The sequence below is a fragment of the Sulfurospirillum diekertiae genome (assembly GCF_002162315.1).
Lineage (GTDB): Bacteria > Campylobacterota > Campylobacteria > Campylobacterales > Sulfurospirillaceae > Sulfurospirillum.
Map to the genome: position 1 here is coordinate 2,419,299 of NZ_CP021416.1, position 23,962 is coordinate 2,443,260.

General features: G+C 38.0%; 27 protein-coding genes. 9 read left to right on the plus strand and 18 right to left on the minus strand.

The features are described 5' to 3' along the window. The 4 genes from Sdiek1_RS12365 to rpsJ are packed head-to-tail and all read right to left on the minus strand — an operon-like array spanning position 1 to position 1,795. Positions 1-282, minus strand: coding sequence for a 50S ribosomal protein L23 (locus Sdiek1_RS12365; RefSeq protein WP_025345777.1), 282 nt, complete (start codon positions 280-282; stop codon positions 1-3). Between the two features lie 2 nt (positions 283-284). Beyond that, positions 285-899 (minus strand): 50S ribosomal protein L4, encoded by a 615-nt coding sequence (rplD, locus tag Sdiek1_RS12370; RefSeq protein ID WP_087439381.1) that lies wholly within the window; start codon positions 897-899, stop codon positions 285-287. Continuing rightward, positions 896-1,474, minus strand: a complete 579-nt coding sequence (gene rplC / locus Sdiek1_RS12375; RefSeq protein WP_087439382.1) for a 50S ribosomal protein L3 — start codon at positions 1,472-1,474, stop codon at positions 896-898. Before rplC ends, rplD begins: the two co-directional genes overlap by 4 nt. 9 nt (positions 1,475-1,483) lie before the next feature. Beyond that, positions 1,484-1,795: a 30S ribosomal protein S10 gene (gene rpsJ / locus Sdiek1_RS12380; protein WP_012857732.1), complete on the minus strand. Its 312-nt coding sequence runs from the start codon at positions 1,793-1,795 to the stop codon at positions 1,484-1,486. Between the two features lie 168 nt (positions 1,796-1,963). Between rpsJ and Sdiek1_RS12385 the strand changes: the two genes are divergently transcribed. Beyond that, positions 1,964-3,037, plus strand: a complete 1,074-nt coding sequence (locus tag Sdiek1_RS12385) for an ATP-binding protein (protein ID WP_087439383.1) — start codon at positions 1,964-1,966, stop codon at positions 3,035-3,037. Here Sdiek1_RS12385 and Sdiek1_RS12390 read toward each other — a convergent pair. Next, positions 3,026-3,850, minus strand: a complete 825-nt coding sequence (locus Sdiek1_RS12390; RefSeq protein ID WP_161492040.1) for an ATP-binding protein — start codon at positions 3,848-3,850, stop codon at positions 3,026-3,028. The two genes, Sdiek1_RS12385 and Sdiek1_RS12390, sit on opposite strands and share 12 nt — an antisense overlap. Before the next feature lie 59 nt (positions 3,851-3,909). Further along, a complete protein-coding gene (locus Sdiek1_RS12395) occupies positions 3,910-4,281 on the minus strand; it encodes a hypothetical protein (protein ID WP_087439385.1) in 372 nt (123 codons plus the stop codon). Positions 4,282-4,347: 66 nt separating this feature from the next. Between Sdiek1_RS12395 and rnhB the strand changes: the two genes are divergently transcribed. From rnhB to feoB, 3 genes are all read left to right on the plus strand, one after another. After that, a complete protein-coding gene (rnhB, locus tag Sdiek1_RS12400) occupies positions 4,348-4,896 on the plus strand; it encodes a ribonuclease HII (RefSeq protein WP_087439386.1) in 549 nt (182 codons plus the stop codon). A gap of 140 nt (positions 4,897-5,036) precedes the next feature. Then, positions 5,037-5,264: a FeoA family protein gene (locus Sdiek1_RS12405; RefSeq protein WP_238098997.1), complete on the plus strand. Its 228-nt coding sequence runs from the start codon at positions 5,037-5,039 to the stop codon at positions 5,262-5,264. Then, positions 5,264-7,441 (plus strand): ferrous iron transport protein B, encoded by a 2,178-nt coding sequence (gene feoB, locus Sdiek1_RS12410; protein ID WP_087439387.1) that lies wholly within the window; start codon positions 5,264-5,266, stop codon positions 7,439-7,441. The genes Sdiek1_RS12405 and feoB overlap by 1 nt, the downstream gene beginning before the upstream one ends. A 42-nt stretch (positions 7,442-7,483) precedes the next feature. On the opposite strand, the gene aroC is transcribed toward feoB, so the two are convergent. The 4 genes from aroC to Sdiek1_RS12430 form a co-directional block, all read right to left on the minus strand. Then, positions 7,484-8,566: a chorismate synthase gene (gene aroC / locus Sdiek1_RS12415; RefSeq protein WP_087439388.1), complete on the minus strand. Its 1,083-nt coding sequence runs from the start codon at positions 8,564-8,566 to the stop codon at positions 7,484-7,486. Continuing rightward, entirely contained in the window at positions 8,563-9,246 is a 684-nt protein-coding gene (gene rnc / locus Sdiek1_RS12420; protein WP_087439389.1) for a ribonuclease III, read from the minus strand. The genes aroC and rnc overlap by 4 nt, the downstream gene beginning before the upstream one ends. A gap of 103 nt (positions 9,247-9,349) precedes the next feature. Further along, entirely contained in the window at positions 9,350-9,775 is a 426-nt protein-coding gene (gene rnhA, locus Sdiek1_RS12425; RefSeq protein ID WP_087439390.1) for a ribonuclease HI, read from the minus strand. Then, on the minus strand, positions 9,750-10,796 hold the full coding sequence (locus Sdiek1_RS12430; RefSeq protein WP_087439391.1) for a tetratricopeptide repeat protein: 1,047 nt from the start codon (positions 10,794-10,796) through the stop codon (positions 9,750-9,752). The genes rnhA and Sdiek1_RS12430 overlap by 26 nt, the downstream gene beginning before the upstream one ends. 67 nt (positions 10,797-10,863) lie before the next feature. Here Sdiek1_RS12430 and dnaG point away from each other — a divergent pair, with 67 nt between their 5' ends. From dnaG to Sdiek1_RS12455, 5 genes are all read left to right on the plus strand, one after another. Then, positions 10,864-12,522 (plus strand): DNA primase, encoded by a 1,659-nt coding sequence (gene dnaG, locus Sdiek1_RS12435; protein WP_087439392.1) that lies wholly within the window; start codon positions 10,864-10,866, stop codon positions 12,520-12,522. Continuing rightward, positions 12,500-13,483, plus strand: a complete 984-nt coding sequence (locus Sdiek1_RS12440) for an argininosuccinate synthase domain-containing protein (protein ID WP_087439393.1) — start codon at positions 12,500-12,502, stop codon at positions 13,481-13,483. Before dnaG ends, Sdiek1_RS12440 begins: the two co-directional genes overlap by 23 nt. A gap of 61 nt (positions 13,484-13,544) precedes the next feature. Beyond that, positions 13,545-13,925, plus strand: coding sequence for a response regulator (locus Sdiek1_RS12445; RefSeq protein ID WP_238098999.1), 381 nt, complete (start codon positions 13,545-13,547; stop codon positions 13,923-13,925). Continuing rightward, positions 13,926-14,531 (plus strand): chemotaxis protein CheX, encoded by a 606-nt coding sequence (locus Sdiek1_RS12450; RefSeq protein ID WP_087439394.1) that lies wholly within the window; start codon positions 13,926-13,928, stop codon positions 14,529-14,531. After that, positions 14,528-15,535, plus strand: coding sequence for a sensor domain-containing diguanylate cyclase (locus Sdiek1_RS12455; RefSeq protein WP_087439395.1), 1,008 nt, complete (start codon positions 14,528-14,530; stop codon positions 15,533-15,535). Before Sdiek1_RS12450 ends, Sdiek1_RS12455 begins: the two co-directional genes overlap by 4 nt. A 46-nt stretch (positions 15,536-15,581) precedes the next feature. Here Sdiek1_RS12455 and Sdiek1_RS12460 read toward each other — a convergent pair whose 3' ends face one another. From Sdiek1_RS12460 to Sdiek1_RS12495, 8 genes are read right to left on the minus strand one after another with little or no spacing between them, the layout of a single operon-like run. Next, a complete protein-coding gene (locus tag Sdiek1_RS12460) occupies positions 15,582-16,880 on the minus strand; it encodes a response regulator transcription factor (protein WP_087439396.1) in 1,299 nt (432 codons plus the stop codon). A gap of 1 nt (position 16,881) precedes the next feature. Then, positions 16,882-18,387: a PAS domain-containing sensor histidine kinase gene (locus tag Sdiek1_RS12465; RefSeq protein WP_161492041.1), complete on the minus strand. Its 1,506-nt coding sequence runs from the start codon at positions 18,385-18,387 to the stop codon at positions 16,882-16,884. A 14-nt stretch (positions 18,388-18,401) separates the two neighbouring features. Continuing rightward, on the minus strand, positions 18,402-19,427 hold the full coding sequence (locus Sdiek1_RS12470; protein ID WP_087439398.1) for a protein-glutamate methylesterase/protein-glutamine glutaminase: 1,026 nt from the start codon (positions 19,425-19,427) through the stop codon (positions 18,402-18,404). Continuing rightward, positions 19,420-19,893, minus strand: coding sequence for a chemotaxis protein CheD (locus Sdiek1_RS12475; protein ID WP_087439399.1), 474 nt, complete (start codon positions 19,891-19,893; stop codon positions 19,420-19,422). The genes Sdiek1_RS12470 and Sdiek1_RS12475 overlap by 8 nt, the downstream gene beginning before the upstream one ends. Further along, positions 19,893-20,786 (minus strand): sensor histidine kinase, encoded by an 894-nt coding sequence (locus Sdiek1_RS12480; protein WP_087439400.1) that lies wholly within the window; start codon positions 20,784-20,786, stop codon positions 19,893-19,895. Before Sdiek1_RS12480 ends, Sdiek1_RS12475 begins: the two co-directional genes overlap by 1 nt. Before the next feature lies 1 nt (position 20,787). After that, positions 20,788-21,555 carry a CheR family methyltransferase gene (locus Sdiek1_RS12485; RefSeq protein WP_087439401.1) on the minus strand — a complete coding sequence of 256 codons (768 nt, stop codon included), beginning with the start codon at positions 21,553-21,555 and terminating at the stop codon, positions 20,788-20,790. Between the two features lie 51 nt (positions 21,556-21,606). Continuing rightward, complete coding sequence (locus Sdiek1_RS12490; protein ID WP_087439402.1) at positions 21,607-23,637, minus strand: chemotaxis protein CheA; 2,031 nt, start codon at positions 23,635-23,637, stop codon at positions 21,607-21,609. Continuing rightward, positions 23,630-23,899 (minus strand): hypothetical protein, encoded by a 270-nt coding sequence (locus Sdiek1_RS12495; protein ID WP_087439403.1) that lies wholly within the window; start codon positions 23,897-23,899, stop codon positions 23,630-23,632. Before Sdiek1_RS12495 ends, Sdiek1_RS12490 begins: the two co-directional genes overlap by 8 nt. Between the last annotated feature and the right edge of the window lie 63 nt (positions 23,900-23,962).

Below are 23,962 nucleotides of genomic sequence, written 5' to 3' on the forward strand. Positions count from 1 at the left end.
TTACGCCTCCACATTCTCTAGTTTAGCGCCCTCTGGCAACTGAACATAAAACTTTTTAAAATCATTACGTTTGCCTTCAATGCCTTTAAACTTTTTAACTTTTCCCATAACTCTAAGAGAATTGATCTTTAATGGAGTGAAACCAAAGTATTGTTTTAATACCTCTTTTAAACCATTTTTTGTCATTCTTACTGAAGTTTGGATAACAACTGTACCATTCTCTTGAAGGCTCAAGCTCTTTTCAGTATAAAGGATTGCCTTAATATCAGTAATATCAGCCATTCTTAGCCCTCTTTTGTGATTGTTTCAAGCACTGATTTTTCTATGATTACCGCATAGAACGCAGTTGCTAAATACGCATTAAGCTCATTCGCTTCAACAAGGTAGCAGTTTTGAAGATTTCTAAACGCTAACAATGTTTTCTCATCAACCAATTCTTTAACGATTAATGCGTCTCTTGTGCCAAGTGTTTTAACGATTTTTGATGCATCTTTGGTTTTACCAGATTCAACGCTCAAAGAATCAACAACAAAAAGTGCGTTATTGACTGCTTTTTCATTCAATGCGAATTCAAGCGCCAATTTTTTCTGTTTTTTGTTGACTTTTAAATCATAATTTTTGTTAGCTTTAGGGCCAAATGCAGCACCACCACCAACCCATACTGGACTTCTTCTACTACCAGCACGTGCACCACCTCGACCTTTTTGAGCCCAAGGTTTTTTACCACCACCGCTTACTTCACCTTTTGTTTTGGTGTTCGCAGTGTTTGAACGAAGTGCAGCTTGGTATGATTTGACATAAAGATATAGGTTATGTGAATGGACTTCTTCAAAACTTGCAGGAAGAGCCAATGCACCAACATTTTCTAATTTTTCATTTAATACGATTGCACTACTCATTTAACAATCCTTGCTTTACCTAATGATCCATTTGCACCTGGAACTGAGCCTTTAACAGCTAGAATACCATTTTGCGCGTCAAATGAAACGATCTCATTTTTTACTGTAACTTGAGTGTTACCATAGTGACCAGGCATTTTCTTGCCTTTTTGAACACGACCAGGCCATTCACAGTTACCAATTGAACCAGGAGCTCTGTGAAAACGACTACCATGTCCACCAGGACCACCTTGGAAATTGTGGCGTTTAATAACACCTGCAAAACCTCTACCTTTTGTATTCAAAGACACTTTAAGTGTTTTTGCTTCGCCCAAAGGTGCTGTATCTAAGTCGCCAGCTTCTGCATTAGCAACATCAAGTGTCACAAAACGATTGAATGCAGCAGAAAGGTTATACTTTTTTTGCTGACCGGCAATAGCTTTGTTCATTTTTTTGCCACTAACATACGAAACTAAAGCGCGTTTGTCAGCGTTAACTTCACATACTTTCGCTTCTAAAACTCTGAGTAAAGTGACCGGAACGCTTGGTACTGCAATTGTTCGGCTCATGCCGATTTTTTCAATAATATATTCCATCATTACCCCTTATTTACCCATAGCTCTAACTTCAACGTTGACTTCAGGTGCCAAGTCAAGTTTCATGAGTGAATCAACTGTATCAGTCGTCGCAGACACGATGTCAATCATACGTGCATGGATTCTCATCTCAAATTGCTCTCTTGAAGTTTTGTTTACGTGCGGAGATCTAAGCACTGTATAGCGCTTGATTTTTGTAGGCATAGGAATTGGTCCGACAATTTCGGCTCCAGTTCGTTTGACAGCTTCAACGATAGCTGCAACAGATCTGTCTAAAACTCTATGGTCATACGCCTTGAGTTTAAGTCTAATTTTTTCCATTTGTACCCCTGTAAAGAACTTGCCACCTTGAAGATGACCTAATTAAAGGACTGTGATTTTACAACAATAGATACTAAAAGTCAATAAATATAGGGGTTTTTGTAGATTTAATACTTATTTTATTTCCTTTTAATAAGGAAAATAATAGACTTTTTGAAAGGAAAAATCGTGCAAACACTTCAATCATTTTATGAAATGAATTTCAAAAATACACTCTTTTTTGATCGTAAAATTTCTATTACTCATAAAAAAACTATTCTTTATGGACCAAGGAAGAGTGGAAAAAGTCATCTCATAATTGATCATTTAAGTCATTATGAAAAAGGAAGTTATCTTTACATTGATTTTTCTGATGACCGCGTCGAGCCTCATTTGGTCGCTGAAAATCTGGCCATTTTTGTGCAAAAAAATCGTATCAAACTATTGATAATAGAGCATTTTGACTTCTCTTTTGAACTTCCAAATATCGATGAAATTTTACTCACAACTATCTTTACATGTAAAACACTTAAGGGGTACGATTCACTCATACTTTATCCACTAGATTTTGAAGAATTTATCTCCTTTGATAAAAAACATTCCAATATCGAACATCTTTTTAACTTCTATACCAACAGCGGAACATTTCCACAAATCGTACAAAATAGTGAACAAAGTTCTCAAAAACAGATGCAAGAGATGCTTCACCTAATTTTAAAAGATGCCACAACGTTTCTCATCTACAAACGTTTATGTGAAATGCAAGGCTCAAAAATTTCACTTTTCCAGATTTACAACCATCTAAAAGTCTTCACAAAAATTTCTAAAGATAAGCTCTATGCCATAACCTCTGACCTCATCGATCAGAATCTTCTTTTTTTGGTAGAAAAATACAATCAACCCAGCGCCTCCAAAAAAGTCTACCCTATTGACTTCGCGCTCAAAGATGCTCTGACTTTCAAAAAAGACTTTTTGAAGCGCTTTGAAAATATGGTTTTTTTAGAACTCATCAAACGAGGCAAAAAGGTCTTTTATGAAGAAGGCATTGACTTTTATCTACCCGATGAATCTCTTGCTATTTTATGTGTGGGCTTTGCCACCACAGAGGCGATTGAGATAAAACTTCAAAAGCTTTTACCTACGTTTTGGGCTTTACATGTAAAGCGTATTGAAGTGGTTACACTGAGCAGTGAAAGTGCCAAAGACATTGAAGGCTTTAGCTTTTCCATTGCTCCTTTTTGGGAATGGGCATTACAACTCTAAAAAAGGTGTGATGAATTTTTGAATCGTAATGGCATTGCCTTTTTTATTAAAATAGAAATGATCTAAAAGCTTTCGAATAATCACAAACCCCCTACCATTGAACTTTTCAGCATTAATGACAATGTTTTTCAACACCATCGTATCAAACCCTTCTCCTTGATCACTAATCGTTGCCTCAAAAAGTTGGCGTTTTCCGCTTGGAAGAATTCCATAGGTTATTTTAATTTTTTTATGTTGATGTAGTTTTTCCAGTCGTGCCATTTCATCATCAAAGAGATTATGCTCTATCAAATAATTTTTATGCGCTTTATCAACACCAAAGCTGCCGTGCTCCAAAGCATTGAGTAACAACTCTGAAAGCGTTAGCATAATCTGGCTCAACGTTTTACTGTCCACATCATGCTCTTTTAAATATTGTGAAATGGTTGTTAAGGATTCATCAATAGCTTCATAGGTGCTTGCAATACGTAATGTTTCAAATTCTTTGGATATGGCAAGTTTTTGAATGTAAACGTATGTCAAATCGTCATCACCTTTGCCAATACGTGCGCTCACTTTATCGCGAAAGTCTTTCACACAAATCGAATCAATAAAATCCTCCTTTAAGTAGGAAGCATATAACTTACCATCGGAGGTACTACTCTCACTCAATCCATCACTGTAACAGAGCATTTTGGCAATAGGAACAGAAGGCAAACTCATCGTCCGTACACTTTCGGTAAATATACTCAACGGTGGATTATTACTGCGAATCGCTTGAAATTCATTGGACTCACTTAAAATAAAAAAACGTCGGCATACCACATGATGCATACTTAATGATGGATTCTTGAATGTCATACTCTACGAGCACAATACTCATAATCTCTTCATCAAACAGATTTTTTTTGTAAAAAATTTGAGCGTTTTGGTGATCCACACATCAAAAACAAAACCCTCTTCTTCTTCGAGCTCATCAAAAAAAATAGTTTAAAAAATCGCGTGATTGCCATCGCACTCATCGCCGCTGAAAGCCCTTTACCCATCGCATCCGCAATAAAACCAACCAACCTTCCATCCTTGGTCTTACGTAAAGAGTAGGTATCGCCGCTAAGCGTACTGTGCGGTCTATAGGAGATGTCCACGCGTAAAAGCTCTTTTTTACCATTTTTAGTAAGATCAATCTGCTGATAATAGAGATCGTTTTTGATGACAAAAAGCTCTTTGTTAAATGCTTTGTCAAGATCTTCTTTTTCGTGGAACATACTTAACTCCTTTGGGACATTTTAGCAAATCTACACTAAACTTCGTTTACATGTAAAGGAGTTTGAATGCTATGTGGAATTGATGAAGCAGGACGTGGCTGTTTAGCAGGACCTTTGGTTGTCGCAGGAGCCATTTTAAAAGAGCCTGTCGCAGGACTTAACGATTCCAAGCAACTGAGCGAAAAGCAGCGTGAAGCTTTTTTTGAGATATTACAAAGTAAAGCAGAATTCAAAATTGTCTTTTGCGATAACCTTATGGTCGATACTAAGGGGTTGAGTGCGTGTCTTCGCTACGCCATAAAAACAATCAAAGCGCATTTTGAAGGGCATGATATTTTGATGGATGGTAACTGCAATTTTGGTGTACAAGGCATTACCACCATGATCAAAGCCGATGCCAAAGTGCCTGAAGTCAGTGCGGCAAGTATTTTAGCCAAAGTGAGTCGTGACCGCTATATGTATGAAATTGCCTCTACCTATCCTCAGTATGAATTTGAAAAACACAAAGGCTATGGAAGTGCTTTACATGTCGAAAAAATTAAAGCCTTTGGATACTGCGAACTACACCGAAAATCCTTCAAAATCAAATCGCTTCTACAACCAACACTTTTTTAGCATCTCTTGTTAAGTTGATAACAGAAATCAAAATAAAGCAAAGTCAAAGTTTTATTTCTCTATTATTTCAATAACAATTATCAAAACCTAAAAAGGCATTCCAGCGACCTTAGACTTTGATAAACAAAAGGAGATAATTTATGATTGATTTATCGCACATTGCAAAAAATCAAAAAGCACATATTAAAAGTATTCATGCACAAAATACCCTCAAAAAGCGCCTTCTCTCACTTGGGTTTGGTATTGGCAAAGAGGTTGAAGTGGTCGAAACAAGCCTACAAAAAAATACCATCAAAGTTTCACTGGGTTATAGCTCTATTGCTCTGCGTTTTGATGAAGCCAAGCTTATCGAAGTAGAGGTTGCCTAATGAAAAAAATAGTCATAGCTCTTGTAGGTCAACCCAATGTGGGCAAAAGCCATCTTGCCAACGCGATGAGTGGATCAAACCTCAAAATTGGTAACTTTGCAGGTGTCACGGTTGAAAAAGCAACCGCTCGTTTAAAAACAGAAGATTTTGCGATTGAGTTTATTGACCTTCCTGGTCTTTATTCACTTGAAGATTTTTCGGCTGATGAGAAAGTCACCAAAGACTTTTTACAAAAAGGGGAATACGATCTTATATTAAATGTTGTCGATTCTACCAACTTGGAACGCAATCTCATGCTGACAACAGAGCTCATGGAACTTCAAAAAAAGATGGTGATTGCTCTGAATATGGACGATGAAGCCATTAAAGAAGGAATTGACATCGATGCGGAGGCTATGAGCAAAATTCTCTCAGTTCCTTGCGTGCGTGTCTCTTCAAAAATCAAAACGAACATTGAAATGTTGATTGATCAGGTTTTACATGTAACCAAAAATGAGTTCATTGCACCCAAATTGGTTTACAGCGATGAAGTCGAAGAACAACTCCAAACGATTGTACGTTTTTTAGAAGATAAACATTTTACAATGCCTCATTTTAGCAACCGTCAAATCGCAGTGGGACTTCTATGGCAAAAAAGAGAAATTTACGCGCTAATGCATGAACAACCTCTGTATGTTGAGCTACATCCTATTCTCAATAATGCCCTTGGACATGTTTACATGTACGCTCAAAGTGAAGATATCGAAGAGATCATCAACCGTCAACATGGAGCGTTTAGTGCAGGGCTGAGTGCCGAAGTGCTTCATGTCACCAAAGTAATACGCAAAAATCTCACACAGACGATTGATGCGATTTTGATTCATAAACTTTTAGGGCTTCCAATCTTTATCTTTTTAATGTGGGGACTCTTTCAACTCACCTTCACGCTAGGGCGAATTCCAATGGACTGGATTGAGGCAAGTTTTGGCTGGCTAGCAGAGACTGTCGGAAATACCATTGATAATGAAGCGATGAAGTCACTGATTGCCGATGGTATTATCGCAGGTGTGGGCAGTGTTGTGATGTTTTTACCCAATATTATGATTCTCTTTTTAGGCATTGCACTGCTTGAAACCACTGGGTATATGTCTAGAGCGGCTTTCTTGCTTGATGGCTTCTTCCACAAATTTGGGCTTCACGGCAAAAGCTTTGTACCCCTCGTAACGGGCTTTGGATGTTCCGTTCCCGCCTATATGGCCGCACGTACTTTGAAAAATAAAAAAGACCGTTTGCTAACGATGTTTATCATTGGGTTTATGAGTTGTGGCGCACGACTTCCTGTGTATGTTCTTTTTGCAGGCGCTTTTTTTGAAGAGAATATGGCCGGAAATGTCTTGTTTGGCATATACATCACAGGGGCACTTTTAGGGCTTATTGCCGCTAAAATTCTTCGTGTGAGTGCGTTCAAAGGCGAAGATGAACCTTTTGTTATGGAGATGCCAAAATATCGCTTACCGAGCCTAAAGCTTTTATGGTTTGTAGTCTATTCAAAATCCCTAATGTATATCAAAAAGGCGGGGACGTTTATTTTGATGGCTTCCATGCTTATCTGGTTTATCAGTTCATACCCCAAAAATAGTCTGATTGAAGAAGAGTATACGACCAAAATTGAAGCGTTACAACCAAGCGTGACTGAAGAACAGAGCAACAGTATTGAAGAGGTTACAAAAACCGTTGAGGAAGATAAAGGTACTTCTCTTGAAGAGGCAACCAAAGCCTTAGAAAATGAAAAACGTGAGAAATTGATGGAGCACACCTACCTTGGCATGATTGGTAGAACGATTGAGCCTGCTTTTGCACCACTGGGCTTTGACTGGAAAATGAGTGTCGCAACGTTCAGTGGACTAGCCGCAAAAGAGGTCATCGTCTCAACGCTAGGTGTTCTTTACTCATTAGGTGATGGTGTCAAAGAAGATGATGGTTCTCTTCGTGCGATCATTACCGCCAATATTAGCTTCCAATCGGCAATGGCATTTATCGTCTTTGTCATGGTGTACTTACCATGCCTTGCAGCAACCGCAGTCTTTGCAAAAGAGGCAGAAGAGACAAAATATACCGTCTATCTGGTCATCTTTACCTTTGCAACAGCGTGGGTGTTGGCCTTCATCACCTACCAAGGATTAATGCTTCTTGCATAAGTGACACGAGGTGGCTTCCAACGTTGGTAGCCACCTCATTATTTATCGATTGTAAACGTGTTTAAGATGCTCTATTTTAGCTCCAAGGTTCAAAAGAAGCAGATCAGCAATGACTAACGCTGCCATCGATTCAGCAACCACGCTTCCACGTACCGCGATGCACGGATCATGCCTTCCTTTGAGATTACATGTAAGTGCGTTCCCTTCTGTGTCAATCGTCTCTTGCGCGATAAAAATAGAAGGAGTCGGTTTGAAATAAACTTTACATGTAATGGTATCGCCATTGCTCATACCACCTAAAATTCCACCACTGTGATTGGTTACAAAACCCTCTTTGGTGATCGCATCATTATTTTCTGAACCTTTAAGCGAAGAGGCATGAAAACCCTCGCCAATTTCAACCCCTTTAACGCCATTAATACCCATCATCGCTTCAGCTAACAGAGCATCAAGTTTATAATAAATTGGTTCTCCCAGTCCAGCGGGCGCGCCTACAACATGCACCAAAGCCGCACCACCCACGGAATCATGCGCATTTTTAGCTTCTAAGATAGCCGCCTTTTGTGCCTCTTCAACGTTTTTATCGAGGGCATAAATCTCGCTCTTTGCTACACGCTCAAAATCATAGCTTTTTGCTTCAATATCCCCAATCGCGCAAATACCACTTTGAACCTTTACATGTAAAGTATTTAAAAGCAGTTTTGCAATCGCTCCAGCGGCTACACGCGCGGCAGTTTCCCTGGCACTACTGCGTCCGCCACCTCTATAATCTCGAAGACCATACTTGGCAAAATAGGTAAAGTCTGCATGCCCCGGACGAAAAAGGTCTTTGACACTGTCATAATCTCCGCTTTTTTGGTTTTCGTTAAAAATAACCATGGCAATGGGAGTTCCCGTGCTTTTGCCTTCAAACACACCGCTTAAAATTTCGATGGTATCGCCTTCTTTGCGTGCGGTAGCAAATTTATTTTGACCGGGCTTTCTTCTATCTAGCTCACGTTGGATAAATGCTTCATCAATTTCTAAACCCGCAGGTACACCATCGACGACACAACCGATTGCCTTTCCGTGCGACTCGCCGAAGGTTGTGAAGCTAAACTTTTTGCCAAATGTATTGCTACTCATCGGATCTCTTTTTTTAAAATTTCTAATGCCAACATTGCCGCTTTTTGTTGCGCCTCTTTTTTACTTTTGCCACTCGCAACGGAAAGATCACGACCGCGTACACTGACCGCTATCTCAAACTCTTTTTTATGATCGGGTCCAAAAGAGCGTACAAGTCGGTACTCTGGTGTCATCCCAAAATGCGCTTGAGTCAGTTCTTGCAAGGTGGTCTTGTGATCTCTGAAGATCGCATCCATATCAATTTTAGGGTACGCCTCTTCCAAAAGAGCAATCGCCAAATTTTTGGCTTTTTCAAGTCCAGCTTCAAGGTAAAGCGCTCCAAGAATGGCTTCAAACGCATTGGAGAGTAAAGAGGGTTTTTCACGTCCATTGTTGTTCTCTTCAGCTAAAGAGATGTAGATGTATTCTCCTAAATGCAAAAGGCGCGCAAGTTTTTCAAAGCTTTTTTCATTCACCAAGGAAGCGCGAAGTTTGGAAAGTTCTCCCTCTGCGACCTGTGTAAACTCATGGTAAAGATACTCCCCAACGATAAGATCAAGCACTGCGTCGCCCAAAAACTCTAGGCGCTCGTTGTTGTAAGGTTGTTTAGAACTTTTATGCGTAAGTGCCTCGATTATCAGGTTTTGATCTTTAAACTGATAACCCAAACGCTTCTGTAACGCCTCTAATTTTTTTTGCATTATCTTTCCTTTGTCATTTTTACAACGCTATTTAGGCAAAGCCTAAAAGCTACGTTAGCCACTAGGGCGCTAAAGCTAGCCTCTTGCGAGGCAGAAAAGCTACTTAACCTATTTTGATTTTAGTTGCTTCTTCTTTAGCGATTCGATCGCACATCTCGTTCTCAGCATGCCCATCATGCCCTCTCACCCAAATGCCATGCACTTTATGAATTTTTGAAACCTCAACATAACGCTGCCACATTTCTGGGTTTTTCACCTTGGCAAAACCTTTGCGTTTCCAGCCTTCAAGCCATTCATTAATGCCTTTAATCACGTAACTCGAATCGCTAATGAGTGTTACATCGCATGGTTCTTTAAGGGCTGCTAAGCCTTCAATAACGGCAAGCAGTTCCATCTGATTATTGGTGGCATTTGCCATTCCACCACTGACCACACGCTCCACATCACCAAAACGTAAAATCGCACAATAGCCCCCAGCCCCAGGATTTCCTAAGGAAGAGCCATCACAGAAAAGAGATATTTTCTTCATCGTCTGCTTTGGTAAGTCTGGTGTGAATTGTTACCGTATTGATGCTTTGGCAATGAGGGCATCTGTAAAAATGGATCGGAAAAACTTGCTTGCACTCAGCGCAAAGGTACTCAAAACCAAGACTTGCTTTGTGATACCCAATACTTTGAAGTTTTCCTAAAACATCAATCGCAAAAGGTGCTTCGCTTTCTAACGCTGCATAAGGGCGAAGTCCCCGTGCCATCGCAATTTGCTGCACTAATGGATCTTTACATGTAAGAATGTCATACACCATCGGATCAACATACCATAAAAGATCAATCATATCCGAAGAAGAGAGTGTTTCAAAAAAAGAAGACTCGATTTTAATGCCATTTTCCTGCAAATATTCAAACAATCTTCGCTTTAAAAAAGGTGCTGTCTTGCAAAGTTCTAAAAGCTTCTCAACTTTTTGGCTCTCTTTAAGATGACTCTCTTTAATCGTTTCTAGTGCTTTAAGATACGTTCTTTGCACACTCACTTTTGCACCCAACTCTTCCAATGAGTCCAAAACCTCTTCGGCTTTAACATACTCTTGGAGCTGTTCATAGGCTACGGTTAAATATTTGAGGGATTCAGCATTTCGGGGATGTAAGCGCAATGACTCCAAAAAGACTTCGGAACTTCGTCGCAAAAAGCCTGCTTTAAAATAAGTCTTTCCAAGGGTTGAAAGAAGGTACTGCTTTTCGTCTTTGCCTTTGACACGCTTTAACGTCACAAGATAGATATTGATCGCTTTTTCATAATCGCCACTTTTGGCATAAGCATGCGCTAGCAACGCTAAAGATTCCAAAGGAATGGAAGCATCTTCTAAAAGCTTTTTATACTCGTTTTCATCGGTGACAATTTCAAATTTTTTAACAAATTTATCGATGCTCTGCTTCTCTTCTTTGTTCTTAAAAACACCCCACCAATAGTTGGAGAAAGAGATCACAAACACAATCGCAAACAAGATAATGACACCAAAAAGCGGATCACGATACGCTATAAAAAAATTATCCAAGATGTAAACCTTCGCATGTGAAGTTTGAAACAGAATTCTATTATACCAAACTTGCTATAATTTAACCATGATAGATAAAACATCCATAGAGAATCTCAAACAACGTCTTGATATTGTCGACGTCGTAGGCTCCTACTTGGAGCTGAAGAAAAATGGTGCAAACTACAAGTGCGTCTGCCCCTTTCACAACGACACCAGCCCTAGCCTTGTCGTGAGTCCTTCAAAACAAATTTACCACTGTTTTGCCTGTGGCGCAGGAGGAGACAGCATCAAATTTGTGATGGAATACGAAAAGCTCTCCTACCCTGAAACTATCGAAAAACTTGCCAACATGGTTAATTTTTCGCTCTCCTATACCACAACGGATGGAATCAAAAAAGAAGATCGCAAACTCATGGAGAACTTGAATCTTTTCTACGTCAAACAGCTAGATAAGACTCTTTTTGCCAAAGAGTATCTCATCAAGAGAGGCATTTCCGAAGCCTCTGTTGAAAAATTTGAAATCGGTTATGCACCCGCTTCTTTTGCTACGTTGGATTTTTTAAGTTCAAGAGGGTATGCCATGAGTGAAGGGATGGAATATGGTGTAGCAGGCATTGGAGAGAACAATCAGCCATATGCTCGTTTTATCGAGCGAATCACCTTTCCCATCTATTCACCCAGTAACAGACTTGTTGGTTTTGGAGGACGCACCCTTTCAAACCATCCCGCCAAATATGTAAATTCGCCCCAAACCAAACACTTTAATAAGTCACAACTGCTGTATGGCTATCAGCTCGCCAAAGAGAGCATTTACAAACAAAAAACCATCATCATTACGGAAGGTTATCTGGATGTCATTATGTTGCATCAAGCAGGCTTTACCCATGCGGTTGCTACGCTTGGAACGGCACTTACAAACGAACATATTCCGCTTATTATGCGAGGTGATCCCGAAGTCATTGTGGCGTACGATGGTGATGATGCAGGGATTAACGCAGCACTCAAAGCCTCTTTTTTGCTAAGTGCCCATGGTATCAAAGGTGGCGTTGTGCTCTTTGGCAATGGTATGGATCCTGCTGATATGGTACAAAATGGCCTAATGGATGCGCTCAACCATCTTTTCCGTACCCCTCAGCCCTTCATTGAATTTGCATTAGAACGTATGGTTAAAAAGTACAACCTCAAAGACCCTTTAGCCAAACAACAAGCATTAACCGAAGCGATGAGCTATCTTAAAACGCTCCCACAAGCTGTTCAAGAGAGCTATACAGGGATGCTTTCTGAAAAATTGGGGCTTCATCACAATTTGGTGAAAATTCAAAGTCACAAGCCTCAAAGGCTTGATAAAAAAGAGCGTGCCTTTGAGGATATGTTAGAGCTTACCATCATCAAAACCATTTTGAGCGAACCTAGTCTCATTGACACGGTACTGGATACCATCGATAGTTCTATGTTCAAAACCCACCATGAAGAGTTTTCACTACTTTTGGACAATCAATTTGAACATCCGAAACTAAGACGTATTATGTTGTGGGAAGACATCAAGGTGTACGATGAAAAATCTCTGATCGCTTCAATGGTCGCATTTTTGTATCACTACTACAACGAAAAATTCCAAGAAATCAGAATGGCGAAAGAACTCAGCTACGATAAAAAACAGTTTTTAATCCGTAAAATACAAGAAAAAATGATGAAATTAAAACAAGGTGAATTGGTTCCGTATGAAAGCATTAGTACTCTATAGCGGCGGGCTTGATAGCATGCTCGCAATGAAACTTTTAACAAATCAGGGCATTGAAGTGATTGCTCTGCATATCAACATTGGTTTTGGCGTCAAAGAAGACAACTACGATACACTTAAAAGACGTGCTAGCATCGCTGGTGCAACACTGGAAGTCATCGATGTACGCGATGAATACCTCCAAAAAATTCTTTTTAGCCCGAAATACGGCTATGGTAAACAGTTCAACCCATGCATTGACTGTCATGGATTTATGTTTACAGTCGCCAAGGCACTCCTACCTCGTTATGGGGCTTCGTTTATTGCCACAGGTGAAGTCGTTGGACAACGTCCCATGAGTCAAAATAAAGATGCACTAAGATTGGTCAAAAAAATTGCGAATGACCTTGATGAAGATCTCATTCTTCGCCCACTCTGTGCCCTCGTGATGGAAGAGACAAAGCCGGAGCGTGAAGGATGGGTCGATCGAAGTAAACTTTTAGGCTTTAATGGCAGAGGGCGCAACGCACAACTTTCCCTTGCCAAAGAGTGGGGCTGGGAAGATTACCCAACGCCTGCTGGTGGATGCTTACTGACCGATGTTCAATTTAGTATCCGCTTACGTGATTGTGTAACGCACGAAACGTTTGACAAAGAGGACATCGAAGTGCTTAAAAATGGCAGACATTTTAGATTGCCAGATGGTGCAAAACTCGTTGTTGGGCGTAACGAAAAAGAGAATGACATTATTGATAGTCTCAATAATCCTAAATTTGATCTTTTACATGTAAAAGAAGAGATGAATGCCCCTTCTTCCTTACTCTCAAAAAACGCTTCCAGTGCGGATGAAGCTCTAGCATGTCGTATTGTTTTAACATTTACCAAAGCGTTTCCCGATCAAAACTATGCGCTTTGCATTGGCGAAAAACTTTTTCAGTCATCGCCTTTTAAAACAAAAGAAGATACCAAAAAATATCTTATATAGTTTTTTAAAGATAATTTTTGTACTATATTGACTTATAGAATTACAATATGAGGATTATGAGATGGGCTTATCAAACAAAATGATTTTTTTAGTCGTGGACGATTCAAAAATATCACGGAAATGGCTCATTGAGATGATTCCAAAGAAAATTGTAGAAAGTGCTGTAATTATCGAAGGATGCAATGGAGAAGAGGCTATTGCCCTCTATAAACAACACCAACCAGATATCGTTTTTTTAGATATTACAATGCCCGGAATAGATGGTTTTGAAGCGTTAAAACATATCAAGGAGATCAACTCCGATGCCCTTGTGGTAATGGTTTCAGCGGATCGCCAAAAAAGTACCAAAGAAAAAGTTTTGAGCTTAGGTGCTTCTGCCATTATTTCTAAGCCTATTGATGAAGAAGAATTTCGTACAACATTATTAAAGTTGGTATTTTAAATGACAAAATCTTCCTTTAATCCACAACAAGAAGATATTTTAAAAGAACTCATCAATGTCTCTTTTGGACTTTCGGCCTCTTTAATTGGTGACATGTTGGACAACCGCGCCAAACTTCATATCCCTGAAATCTCTAGCATTGACATCCAATACTTAGATGATAAAATCGTTGAAGTATTGGACAATGACTCTGAATTTTACCTCACAAAACAACGCTTCTTAGGTTCTTTTAATGGCGAAGTTCTCTTTGTTTTTAACAACTATTCAGCTCAAGTATTTTGTAGCCTTTTACTCAAACAAGAGATCAGCGATGAAAACGATATTAAATCATCTATTATGGAACTTACTAACATTATCACCTCTGCCTGCATTGGTAAATTCTGTGAAATTATTCATGGCGAAACTATTTTTAAAGTTCCAACTATTGAAAAACGCGACATCTCGGAAATGGATAAATATGACAAAATTGAAGGATACGACAACGTTATTGTCATCAAAACAGCTCTTGATATTGAAAAAGAAAATATCTTAGGACATATGTTTATCCTTCTTAACAATGAAATGTTAGAGCAACTCAAAAGCACTATAGATAAGCTAGAGCAATGATAAACTGCGAAAAAATAATTGATTCCATCAATGTGGGTATCTTAATTGTTGATACAGATCTAAATATCTACTACATCAATAAATGGTTTGCTGTTCACAATAATATTGAAGCTGAGCATATTATAGGAAAAAATCTCCTCTCGTTGTTTGAATTAACTTCAGAGCGATTAAAATCGCTCCAACGTCACATTAAAGCGGCTCTGACACTGAACAGCCCCTCTTTTTTTACGGCTGATTCCAATGATTACCTTTTCCCCGTGAAAAACTCTATGACAACAAAATCTATTTTTGAGTTTATGCAACAAGATGTCACCATCATGCCATACAACCTTGAAACAAAGCAAGTAACCATACTGATTTACGATCAAACGGGATTAATGGAAGAAAAATCACGATGCCATAAAGAGAGCGAAGAACTGGCAAAAGCAGTCAAAATTGCCAATGCAACCATTCGAAAACTCGAAACCGCAAAAAGTAAACTCATTAAGCAAAAAGATATCATTTATAAACAAGCGCATTATGATCACTTAACCTCTTTGGCGAATCGTACACTGCTCAACCAAAGACTTCAACTCTTGATGGAAAACAATCAATACAGTGGCAAAAAATTCGGGGTACTCTTCTTAGATCTGGATAATTTTAAAGAAATTAATGACTCAATGGGTCATGATGTTGGCGATATGATCCTCATCCATGTGGCAAAAACACTTCTTCTTGCTACGCGTAAAACAGATACAGTTGCACGTTTTGGAGGGGATGAATTTATTATTCTTGTCGATGAAATAGAAGAGATTAAAACATTAGAACATATTGCTCAAAAACTGATTGATGCAATCCATCAGCCTATTAGAATACATCATTTAGATATTAATATTACCATGAGTATAGGCATTAGCCTCTTCCCCGACTCCGGAAAAGACTTTAATCAACTGATTAAAAATGCTGATCTAGCACTCTATCTGGCTAAAGAATCAGGAAGAAATAACTTTAAAATATTTTCATAGTCAATAGAAAATAAAGATAAATTAAACTCGCTAAATTTTGACGTTATTAGAAAAATTCTATTTCATCATCACCACTGATATCCGCACTTTTCTCTTCAAAAATAGCTTCAATTTGGATGCACGAAGAGAGCAATGACGCATCAAGATAGTGGATATCACGAGCAACTCTAGTAATAAAAACATTTTCTCTCCACGATGCAAGATCATGTAAAAGATTAAGAAGCATTGAAGATAGTTTTTTAACTTTTGTCTTTTCAAATTGATCTTCTGTCAAAGTTGACAGAAAATTGATGAGCGTTTGCACTGAAAAGCCTAAATGCTCAAAATCGACTAACTCTGCCAAAAGATCTGCATACTCTTGAAAATTCTCACAAATAATCGTAGCGGTTCGCTTATTAGGATCGCGCTCAAAATCTAAAATGGCCTTATCTATCTCATCATTAATGACTTCAAGTCCATCGATTTTACCCATAAAGGAGATAATATTGTTGTCAATATATTCTGTAGCAGACAATACATTATCATGTGTTTTTTCCAATACCTTTTTTGCCTCATCACTGATTTCAACAGTCGCTTTTTGAACTTTAAGAGGAGTCTTCTTTTCTATATCAAGTTGAAAAGAGAGCATCTCTTTAGTTAAAATATATTTAGCATGGGCAAAATGCTTGAGTAAAATATTTTTAATAATGCTATTTTTGATAGCGCCTTTGTGTAATAACATCATATAAACTTTCTCAGGGCTTTCTTCCATGACAATGGTAAAGGAGTGCTCATTTTTAAGCAACCACAATCCAAAACCATAGATTAATCGCACACAATCACTCAAATCTATAATGTTCTTTTCACCATTGAGCCAATAGTCCCAAAATTCTCCCAAAGATTCTTCTTTTTCAATTCTAAAAGTCGTATTACGACTATAAACCTTGGTATTAAAAGGATTTAAAACGTTAGAAGCTGTTTTTGTTTCTTTGTCCCGATGGCGGATAATACGAATATAGTGCTTAATTCGAGTACAAAAAAGCTCAGCATCAATCGGTTTTGTCAGATAATCTTCTGCACCTAAAGAGAGCATTTTATTTTTGGATACCTGGTCGTCAAGTGCACTCAAGGCAATAATCATGCACTTTTTCTGTACTTGCCTAATAAGTTTTGTGGCCTCAAAACCATCCATATGAGGCATCATTATATCCATAAAAATAAGATCAAAGTTTTGCTTAACACACATTTCTACAGCGATTTGCCCATCTTCAGCTTCATATACTTCAACATTATCTACCTCTTCAAGCAAAAGATTGAGCGTCAGTCTGTTGTTGTCATTATCGTCTACAATAAGCACTTTGAGCATATTAGTCCTTTAGTTTTTTTGTTACAATAAATTTAGCGCCACCCAAAGAAAGGGAATCTTCAATGATACAGTTAAAACCTAAATCTGCACAGAGTAATTTTACGAAATGAAGCCCTATTCCCGTACCTTTTTTTTCCATATTGGTAATGCCACCCCAATTTTGTTCATAAAGCTCAAAAACACCCTCTTTATCATGAATGCCTTTGCCATCATCTTCAATGATAATTTCTACTTTTTCCTTGTCACATAATAAAAAAACTTCAACCAAAGAAGTGCCATATTTGATTGCATTGGAGAGAACATTAGCGATGATTTGCTTAAACCTAAACTCATCGCTACTGATGAAGGATTCACTTCCATCATCTTGAAAGATGATCTCTTTTTTATTTTCCATCGCCAATGATTCATGTTTATCAATGACATCTTGAATACTCTCTTTGAGATTAAAAAGGGTATACGTATAATTTATTTTATGGTTTCGTAGTTTACTTAAATCTAAAATATGGGTAACATTGTCTAGCATCAGAGAAGCGCTTTTATAAATTTGCCCTAAGAGGTGTATGCGCTTATCTTTTGGAATCTCTTCAATGCGATGCATATTTTTATATAAATACTGCGAAAAATTAATAATGGCATTGAGTGGTGTTTTAAGCTCCTGGGTAAATAAAATTAAGAAAGAGTCTTTTGCTTCAGCAAGTTTTGTCTGCTCATGAACTTTAATTTCTCTTGCCTGAATAGCACGACGCTCTTCTAACATTTGTGTAATATCGCGCCTGATAGCAATATACTCTTCAATACTCCCATTACTTTTGTTTTTGTAGGGGATAATAATCGTATCGGCCCAAAAATCACTTCCATCTTTGTTAATATTTAAAACCCTCTCTCTCCAAATATGCCCCTGTTTAATCGTATCCCACATTTCGGTATATATTTCAAGCGAATTAGAAGGGTGCCTCATGAAACGATGAGTTTTACCAAGAACCTCTGCTTTTGTGAAGCCTGTCACCTTGGTGAAATTATCGTTAACATAGGTGATATTGCCATTGGAATCAGTTTGGGAAACAATAGAAGAGTCTATAAGAGAGTCAAAATACTGTATCCCTTTAGAAAGGACCTTTTTTCGAGCAATGACTTCTAGACCATTTCTTAAATAATCAAAAGCGTACTTTTTTTGTGTTTCAATGCAAAAATTTTTCCCGGGAGCAAGCGTTCGAACCACTCCAAAACATTCATCATTGCGTAAATCCAAAAAGAGAACCATCTCTATATTTGGATAGAGTAGCTTTATTACCTTTAATGTTTCAAGACACCCTTTATCTTCGCAAGAAACTGTCCCAAAAATAAAATCAATGTTACAATGAGCACATAGATTCAAAATCTCTTCCGCAGATTGTGCCACATGCAAAAAGTGAGGAAGTTTTTTTGTATTACGTATCAAAAATTCATCATATGCCATTTCGCCTATAAAAAGTATTGATACCTTATTTTCATTAGAAAAAAAATCCATCACCATTTTTATTCCTAATGCGATAATTTTGAAACAACGACATTGCTAATTTCACCCAGTGGCACCACAGAATCTACAGCACCTAACTTAATCGCCTCTTTAGGCATTCCAAAGACAACACATGTCTCTTCAGACTGCGCAATCGTTTTGGCCCCCGCTTGGTGCATATTGAACATCCCTTTAGCCCCATCACTCCCCATACCCGTGAGGATAATGCCTAGTGCATTTGCGCCTGCAACCTTCGAAACTGAATTAAAAAGCACATCAACACTAGGACAATGACCACTGACTCTGCGACCCTCTCCAATTTCAACAAAATACCTTGCACCTGAGCGCCTCAACACCATATGCAGGCCTCCTTGCGCAATATAAGCCGTTCCCATTGCTAAAAAATCTCCATTTTTAGCCACTTTAACATCTATGTCGCACAAAGAATCTAATCTTGCTGCAAATGAACCTATAAAACTATCGGGCATATGTTGAACAATAACAATAGCAGGTGAATTTTTGGGCATACCTCGAAGAACAACCTTAAGCGCTTCGGTTCCTCCCGTACTTGAACCAATCGCAATCACTTTGTTAGTCGTCTCTGCAATACTAAGTCGGTTAGATACGATTGCCGTATGGGGAATGATTTTTTGAACTCTAGCATAAGAAGCATCTACCACTTTTTGAATAAGCTCATCGTGAATTTCATCTTTACCATCGTAAATATTGGAGTGAGGTTTTGCGACATAGTCTATAGCTCCAGCCTCTAATGCATCAAGAGTTACTTGCGCACTTTTGCGTGTCAAAGAGGAGACCATGACAACAGGTGTTGGAAAATAGGTCATCAGCTTTTGTAAAAATGTGACTCCATCCATACGTGGCATCTCGACATCCAAACATACCACATTAGGTTTAAGCTCTATAATCATATCTCGCGCAATAAAGGCATCTGCGGCAAGACCAACAACCTCAATACGCTTATCGCTCTCTAAAATTTCTCGTAATATATGCCTTGCGGTGGCGCTATCGTCCACGATTAAAACTCTAATCATTTTCCATAATCTCATTTTGTACATATTTAAGAATAATTCTATTGGCATCACTGATCATCATAATACGTCTACCATTATTCCCCCCTGTGTCTTCGGCTTTGATTGGGATGGTGTACTGTCTCAAAATTTCTTTGGCAATCATAATGTTTTTTTGTCCTATCATTTGCCCCTCAGTATTGGTTTTATGGATATTAGCGCCTCCAAAAATCTTAGCTTCCATATTACGCCTAGAACAGCCGATATTTTCCATATTTTCAATCATCTTAGGAATGGAAATATTGCCAAATTTTGGGCTTTCCAATCCATTACCATTCCAGAGTGGTAAAAGATAGTGATTCATCGCTCCTATCATTTGTACTTTGTCATACAAACATACACCCACGCAAGAACCTAGTACCGTGACGATTTCTGTGGGATTAATGGCAATAAAAATTTCTCCAACATGGATGAATTTTCGTGATAACATCAAAACTCTTTCATATCATCAAAATCATCGAACATAAATTCATTGCCACCTTCACCTAAAAGTGCTTCTGCTACGTTTTTTTCTTGAAGTTTAAGCACTACTGTAAATGTTGTTTTCTCTTCACTGGATTCATAATCAATCTCGCCATCCAACGAATCGACCAAGGCATTGACAACGCTTAGCCCTAAACCAAGCCCCTCAACAGATTCTCTGGCTTTACTCTTTTTATCCACTTTTTTAAAGCGATTGAAAACCTCTTTTTTATACTCTTTCAAAATCATATCACCGGTATTGGTGATATCAATCACAAGATTTTTGCCTTTTATATCTACATTGATCGTAATTTTCTTACCTCTAAAAGAGTATTCGCAGGCATTTGAAATGATATTCGAAAGAATGCAATGAAGCTTTTTCGTATCACTGATAACGACCTCTTGCAAAGCGATATGGGACTCTATAGCCAATGATTTTTCTTCTATCAAATAGGTAAAGGAACTTATGACTTCTTCAAAAAGTTTTTCCAGATTGACTTCACTAAAATAACTGCCTATTTCTCCTGCTTCTATTTCTGCTGCCATAAAGATATTGGTCAGTTGAAAATTAAGTTTGAGCAATTCTGTATTTAAAAAGCTTTTAATTTTTTCGGTTTTAGGAGAATCTTCATTTTTTTGCATCATGGAAGAGAGATTAAGCAGTGAACTGACAGGATTGTTAAATACATTTTTAATCAGTGATAGAAATTCTCCTTTAACAGAGTCCGTTTCTTTAAGCTTTTCATTGAGATCATACAACTTTTTAGTCGTAAATTCCAACTCTTCGAGCATGGTATTTTTTTGCTCAAACCGTCTTTCTATCTCTTCTAATAATGCTTTATCACTTATAGTCTCAGTCATTTTAAACCTTTTGATAAATTGATGCACTTCTGGATTTAAATCCCGTTTTGATATCGGTGAGTGCTTCTGAACTTCCGATAAAAAGATACCCATCTGGTTGCAACATGTTGTAAAATTTTTGCACCAAAGCCGCTTGTGTTGGTTTGTCAAAATAGATCATAACATTGCGACAAAAAATGATATCAAATTTTTTTTCTTTAAAAATATCGTAATTACCCGTTACAAGATTAAATCCTCGAAAAACAATATGACGTTTGATTTTTTCATCGATTGTGTAAACGCTATTTTCGTTATGGTGTACTTTATGAAAATACGTGTTGAGATAAATATTTCCTAGTGATCCTACGGCTTTTTCACTGTAAACGCCACCACTTGCTTCTTTTAAAACCCGAGGTGAAACATCGGTCGCTAAAATCTTTATGTCACTATTGGGGGCATTTTCTTCTAAAAACATAGCAATGCTGTAAGGTTCTTCTCCCGTAGAGCATGCAGCAGACCAAATGCGAAGCTTATTATTTTTCTTCTCCATCATGGTTGATAGATTATTTTTCCAAAACTCCCACTGCTTTGATTCTCTAAAAAAGGACGTCACATTTGTCGAGATTAAAGAACAAAGGTATTCAAGCTCATGTCCAGTTTTATCATTCACTAAAATGTTGTAATACTCGCTAAAATCATTAAGATGCAGCAGCTTAACCCTTTTGGCGAGTCGCGCTTGCACTAAATAAATTTTTTGAGCCCCTAATGAAATACCAATGTGCTCATAAATATAATGTCTAAATAGCTCAAACTCTTTTTTTACTGAGAGTGAGCCGCTCCATTAGTACAGTTCTTCTACATTTAAGATCAGAGCAACTTCACCATTTCCCATGACAGCTCCGCCACTGACACCCTCAGTTTTAGCAAAAAACTCACCTAATGTTTTAATAACAACCTGTTGTCGACCAACCAGTTCATCTACTAAAAGGGCAAATTTGCCTTTGTCATTTTCAATGCATACCAAAGTTGACTCCCAAGGATTTGGAGAAGTGTGTTCAAGTTCTAAGGCGCGGGCTAATCTTATAATCGGTAATAGTTCAGAACGCAATTGCACAAACTCTTCTTTACCACCTGCAATATGTACGGATTCTTGTTGTGGTCTAAAAGATTCTATGATGGAAAGGGTCGGAATAATATAAATTTTATCCGAACATCGCACAATCATTCCATCAATAATTGCCAACGTTAGAGGTAAAACAATCGAAAAAGTACTCCCTTTTCCCTCAGCGGAGACAATGTCGATTTTACCTCGTACACCCTCAATGGCATTACGAACCACATCAAGCCCTACTCCTCGACCAGAAAGATCGCTAATGGTATCGGCAGTTGAGAAGCCAGGTTGCATAATAAGCCCATAAACTTGTGCGTCACTCAGCTCATCACTTGCATTGATAATACCTCGCTCTAAAGCTTTTTGATACACTTTTTGTTTATTAATACCTCTGCCATCATCGCGCACCTCAATAATGATATTGCCCCCTTTATGATATGCACTCAGTGTTACAACACCTTCTTCCTCTTTACCTGCTTTTAGTCTATCCGCAGGCGTACTTTCAATGCCATGGTCAATGGAATTTCGAATAATATGAATGAGTGGGTCGGAGAGGGCTTCCACCATTGTCTTGTCAATTTCGGTATCTTCCCCTTCCAGTACAAGATGAATGGGTTTATTGACTTTTTTGGATGAATCTCTCGCCACTCTTTTCATCTTTTCAAAGGTATCGCGAATAGGGATCATCCTCAGCCCCATCACACGATTTTGAATTAATTTGGTAATTTTTGAGAGATTTTCAATGGTTTTCGTTACTTCAGCATCTTTGACTGCCTTGATTTTACTGTTTTCGCCAAGATAGTTTTGGGCAATCACCAACTCACCAATAGAGTCAAACAATTCATCAAGTTTTTGGGAATCTATCTTTAAAAAGCTTTTTTGTGCTACAACGGTTTTGCTCTTTTCTTCTTTTATCTCTTCTTTCACTTCAACTTTTTCTTCATTTTTGAAAACTTCCACCTCTTTTTGGGGAGGAGAAACGAGCATTACTTCAAACTCTTCCGTTTCTAAAAAAGCAAATACATCTGCAATATCTTCAACCATTTTGAGACTTGCAAGATAAACCGTCACTTCTTTGATTTCATTATTTTCAGCATTGAAAGACTCAAGGTCATCGCATTGCGGTATCTGCCAAAAAGAGGAGAGGATTCTCCCTACATGTAAAAGGTTTTTGAAAAATAAAAAATGGTCAAAGCCACGTAAATAAATATCTGTATCGAGTTTAAGTGTAATTTTGAAAAGCTTTTCATCTTCTTGTAAAGCACTGAAAAATTCTTCTTCATTCTCTTTTTTTTGAGGAGTCATCTCAAAATCATCATTTCCAAATTCTAAAGCTAAATCATTACATGTAACGCTTTTGGGTTCTTCTTGACTCTTTACATGTAAAATAATATTACGTATCTTTTCTAAACATGCTTCATAGCCATCAGGGGTGCCACTTTGATCTTCAACTTCATAAACAAGCGTCTCTTTAATAACCGTAACGCCCTCTAAAAAAACGTCGACATGACTAGCATTAGGAGCTACATCACTACTTCTGAAAAAATCTAATACATCTTCAAAGTGATGAACAAATTCTCCCAGACGGGAAAAGTTAAACGCATTGGCACTTCCCTTGAGCGTATGGACCCCTCTAAATATCTCATTCAAAAGCCCTTTATCACTCGGAGATTCTTCAAAATTAAGAATATCAATATCCATTTTTTCGATAATCTCAGTGGCCTCTTCAATAAATATCTGTTTTAATTTTTCTTTACTCATGCGTATTCCAATACATCATTCCAAAACTTTCCAAATCTAAAGAGAGGGTATTCATAAAATCTATTTTAAGAGAAGGCTTAACCTTCTTCATACAAAAAAGAAGTGAAAAAAGAGCCGAAGTGGTAGGTAAGCCTGTTCCTGAACGAAGCAGTGAAATCTCTTCGATATAACCAAGCCTATCTTTGACAAACGCTTGCAATGCCTTGACCTCTTCTAAATCCATCTCTATATCTAATTCTAAGATATCACCATCAATATACATATCAAAACCTTTACTACAAGCTTTTTACAAGGAGATTGTTTCATCTCCTTGTGAAGATTTGTT

Coding starts and splice junctions, on each gene's coding strand:
- Sdiek1_RS12365 (WP_025345777.1), bottom strand. CDS start 282: ATGGCTGATATTACTGATATTAAGGCAATCCTTTATACTGAAAAGAGC.
- rplD (WP_087439381.1), bottom strand. CDS start 899: ATGAGTAGTGCAATCGTATTAAATGAAAAATTAGAAAATGTTGGTGCA.
- rplC (WP_087439382.1), bottom strand. CDS start 1,474: ATGGAATATATTATTGAAAAAATCGGCATGAGCCGAACAATTGCAGTA.
- rpsJ (WP_012857732.1), bottom strand. CDS start 1,795: ATGGAAAAAATTAGACTTAAACTCAAGGCGTATGACCATAGAGTTTTA.
- Sdiek1_RS12390 (WP_161492040.1), bottom strand. CDS start 3,850: ATGCATCATGTGGTATGCCGACGTTTTTTTATTTTAAGTGAGTCCAAT.
- Sdiek1_RS12395 (WP_087439385.1), bottom strand. CDS start 4,281: ATGTTCCACGAAAAAGAAGATCTTGACAAAGCATTTAACAAAGAGCTT.
- rnhB (WP_087439386.1), top strand. CDS start 4,348: ATGCTATGTGGAATTGATGAAGCAGGACGTGGCTGTTTAGCAGGACCT.
- Sdiek1_RS12405 (WP_238098997.1), top strand. CDS start 5,037: ATGATTGATTTATCGCACATTGCAAAAAATCAAAAAGCACATATTAAA.
- feoB (WP_087439387.1), top strand. CDS start 5,264: ATGAAAAAAATAGTCATAGCTCTTGTAGGTCAACCCAATGTGGGCAAA.
- aroC (WP_087439388.1), bottom strand. CDS start 8,566: ATGAGTAGCAATACATTTGGCAAAAAGTTTAGCTTCACAACCTTCGGC.
- rnc (WP_087439389.1), bottom strand. CDS start 9,246: ATGCAAAAAAAATTAGAGGCGTTACAGAAGCGTTTGGGTTATCAGTTT.
- rnhA (WP_087439390.1), bottom strand. CDS start 9,775: ATGAAGAAAATATCTCTTTTCTGTGATGGCTCTTCCTTAGGAAATCCT.
- dnaG (WP_087439392.1), top strand. CDS start 10,864: ATGATAGATAAAACATCCATAGAGAATCTCAAACAACGTCTTGATATT.
- Sdiek1_RS12440 (WP_087439393.1), top strand. CDS start 12,500: ATGAAAGCATTAGTACTCTATAGCGGCGGGCTTGATAGCATGCTCGCA.
- Sdiek1_RS12445 (WP_238098999.1), top strand. CDS start 13,545: ATGGGCTTATCAAACAAAATGATTTTTTTAGTCGTGGACGATTCAAAA.
- Sdiek1_RS12450 (WP_087439394.1), top strand. CDS start 13,926: ATGACAAAATCTTCCTTTAATCCACAACAAGAAGATATTTTAAAAGAA.
- Sdiek1_RS12455 (WP_087439395.1), top strand. CDS start 14,528: ATGATAAACTGCGAAAAAATAATTGATTCCATCAATGTGGGTATCTTA.
- Sdiek1_RS12460 (WP_087439396.1), bottom strand. CDS start 16,880: ATGCTCAAAGTGCTTATTGTAGACGATAATGACAACAACAGACTGACG.
- Sdiek1_RS12465 (WP_161492041.1), bottom strand. CDS start 18,387: ATGGATTTTTTTTCTAATGAAAATAAGGTATCAATACTTTTTATAGGC.
- Sdiek1_RS12470 (WP_087439398.1), bottom strand. CDS start 19,427: ATGATTAGAGTTTTAATCGTGGACGATAGCGCCACCGCAAGGCATATA.
- Sdiek1_RS12475 (WP_087439399.1), bottom strand. CDS start 19,893: ATGTTATCACGAAAATTCATCCATGTTGGAGAAATTTTTATTGCCATT.
- Sdiek1_RS12480 (WP_087439400.1), bottom strand. CDS start 20,786: ATGACTGAGACTATAAGTGATAAAGCATTATTAGAAGAGATAGAAAGA.
- Sdiek1_RS12490 (WP_087439402.1), bottom strand. CDS start 23,637: ATGAGTAAAGAAAAATTAAAACAGATATTTATTGAAGAGGCCACTGAG.
- Sdiek1_RS12495 (WP_087439403.1), bottom strand. CDS start 23,899: ATGTATATTGATGGTGATATCTTAGAATTAGATATAGAGATGGATTTA.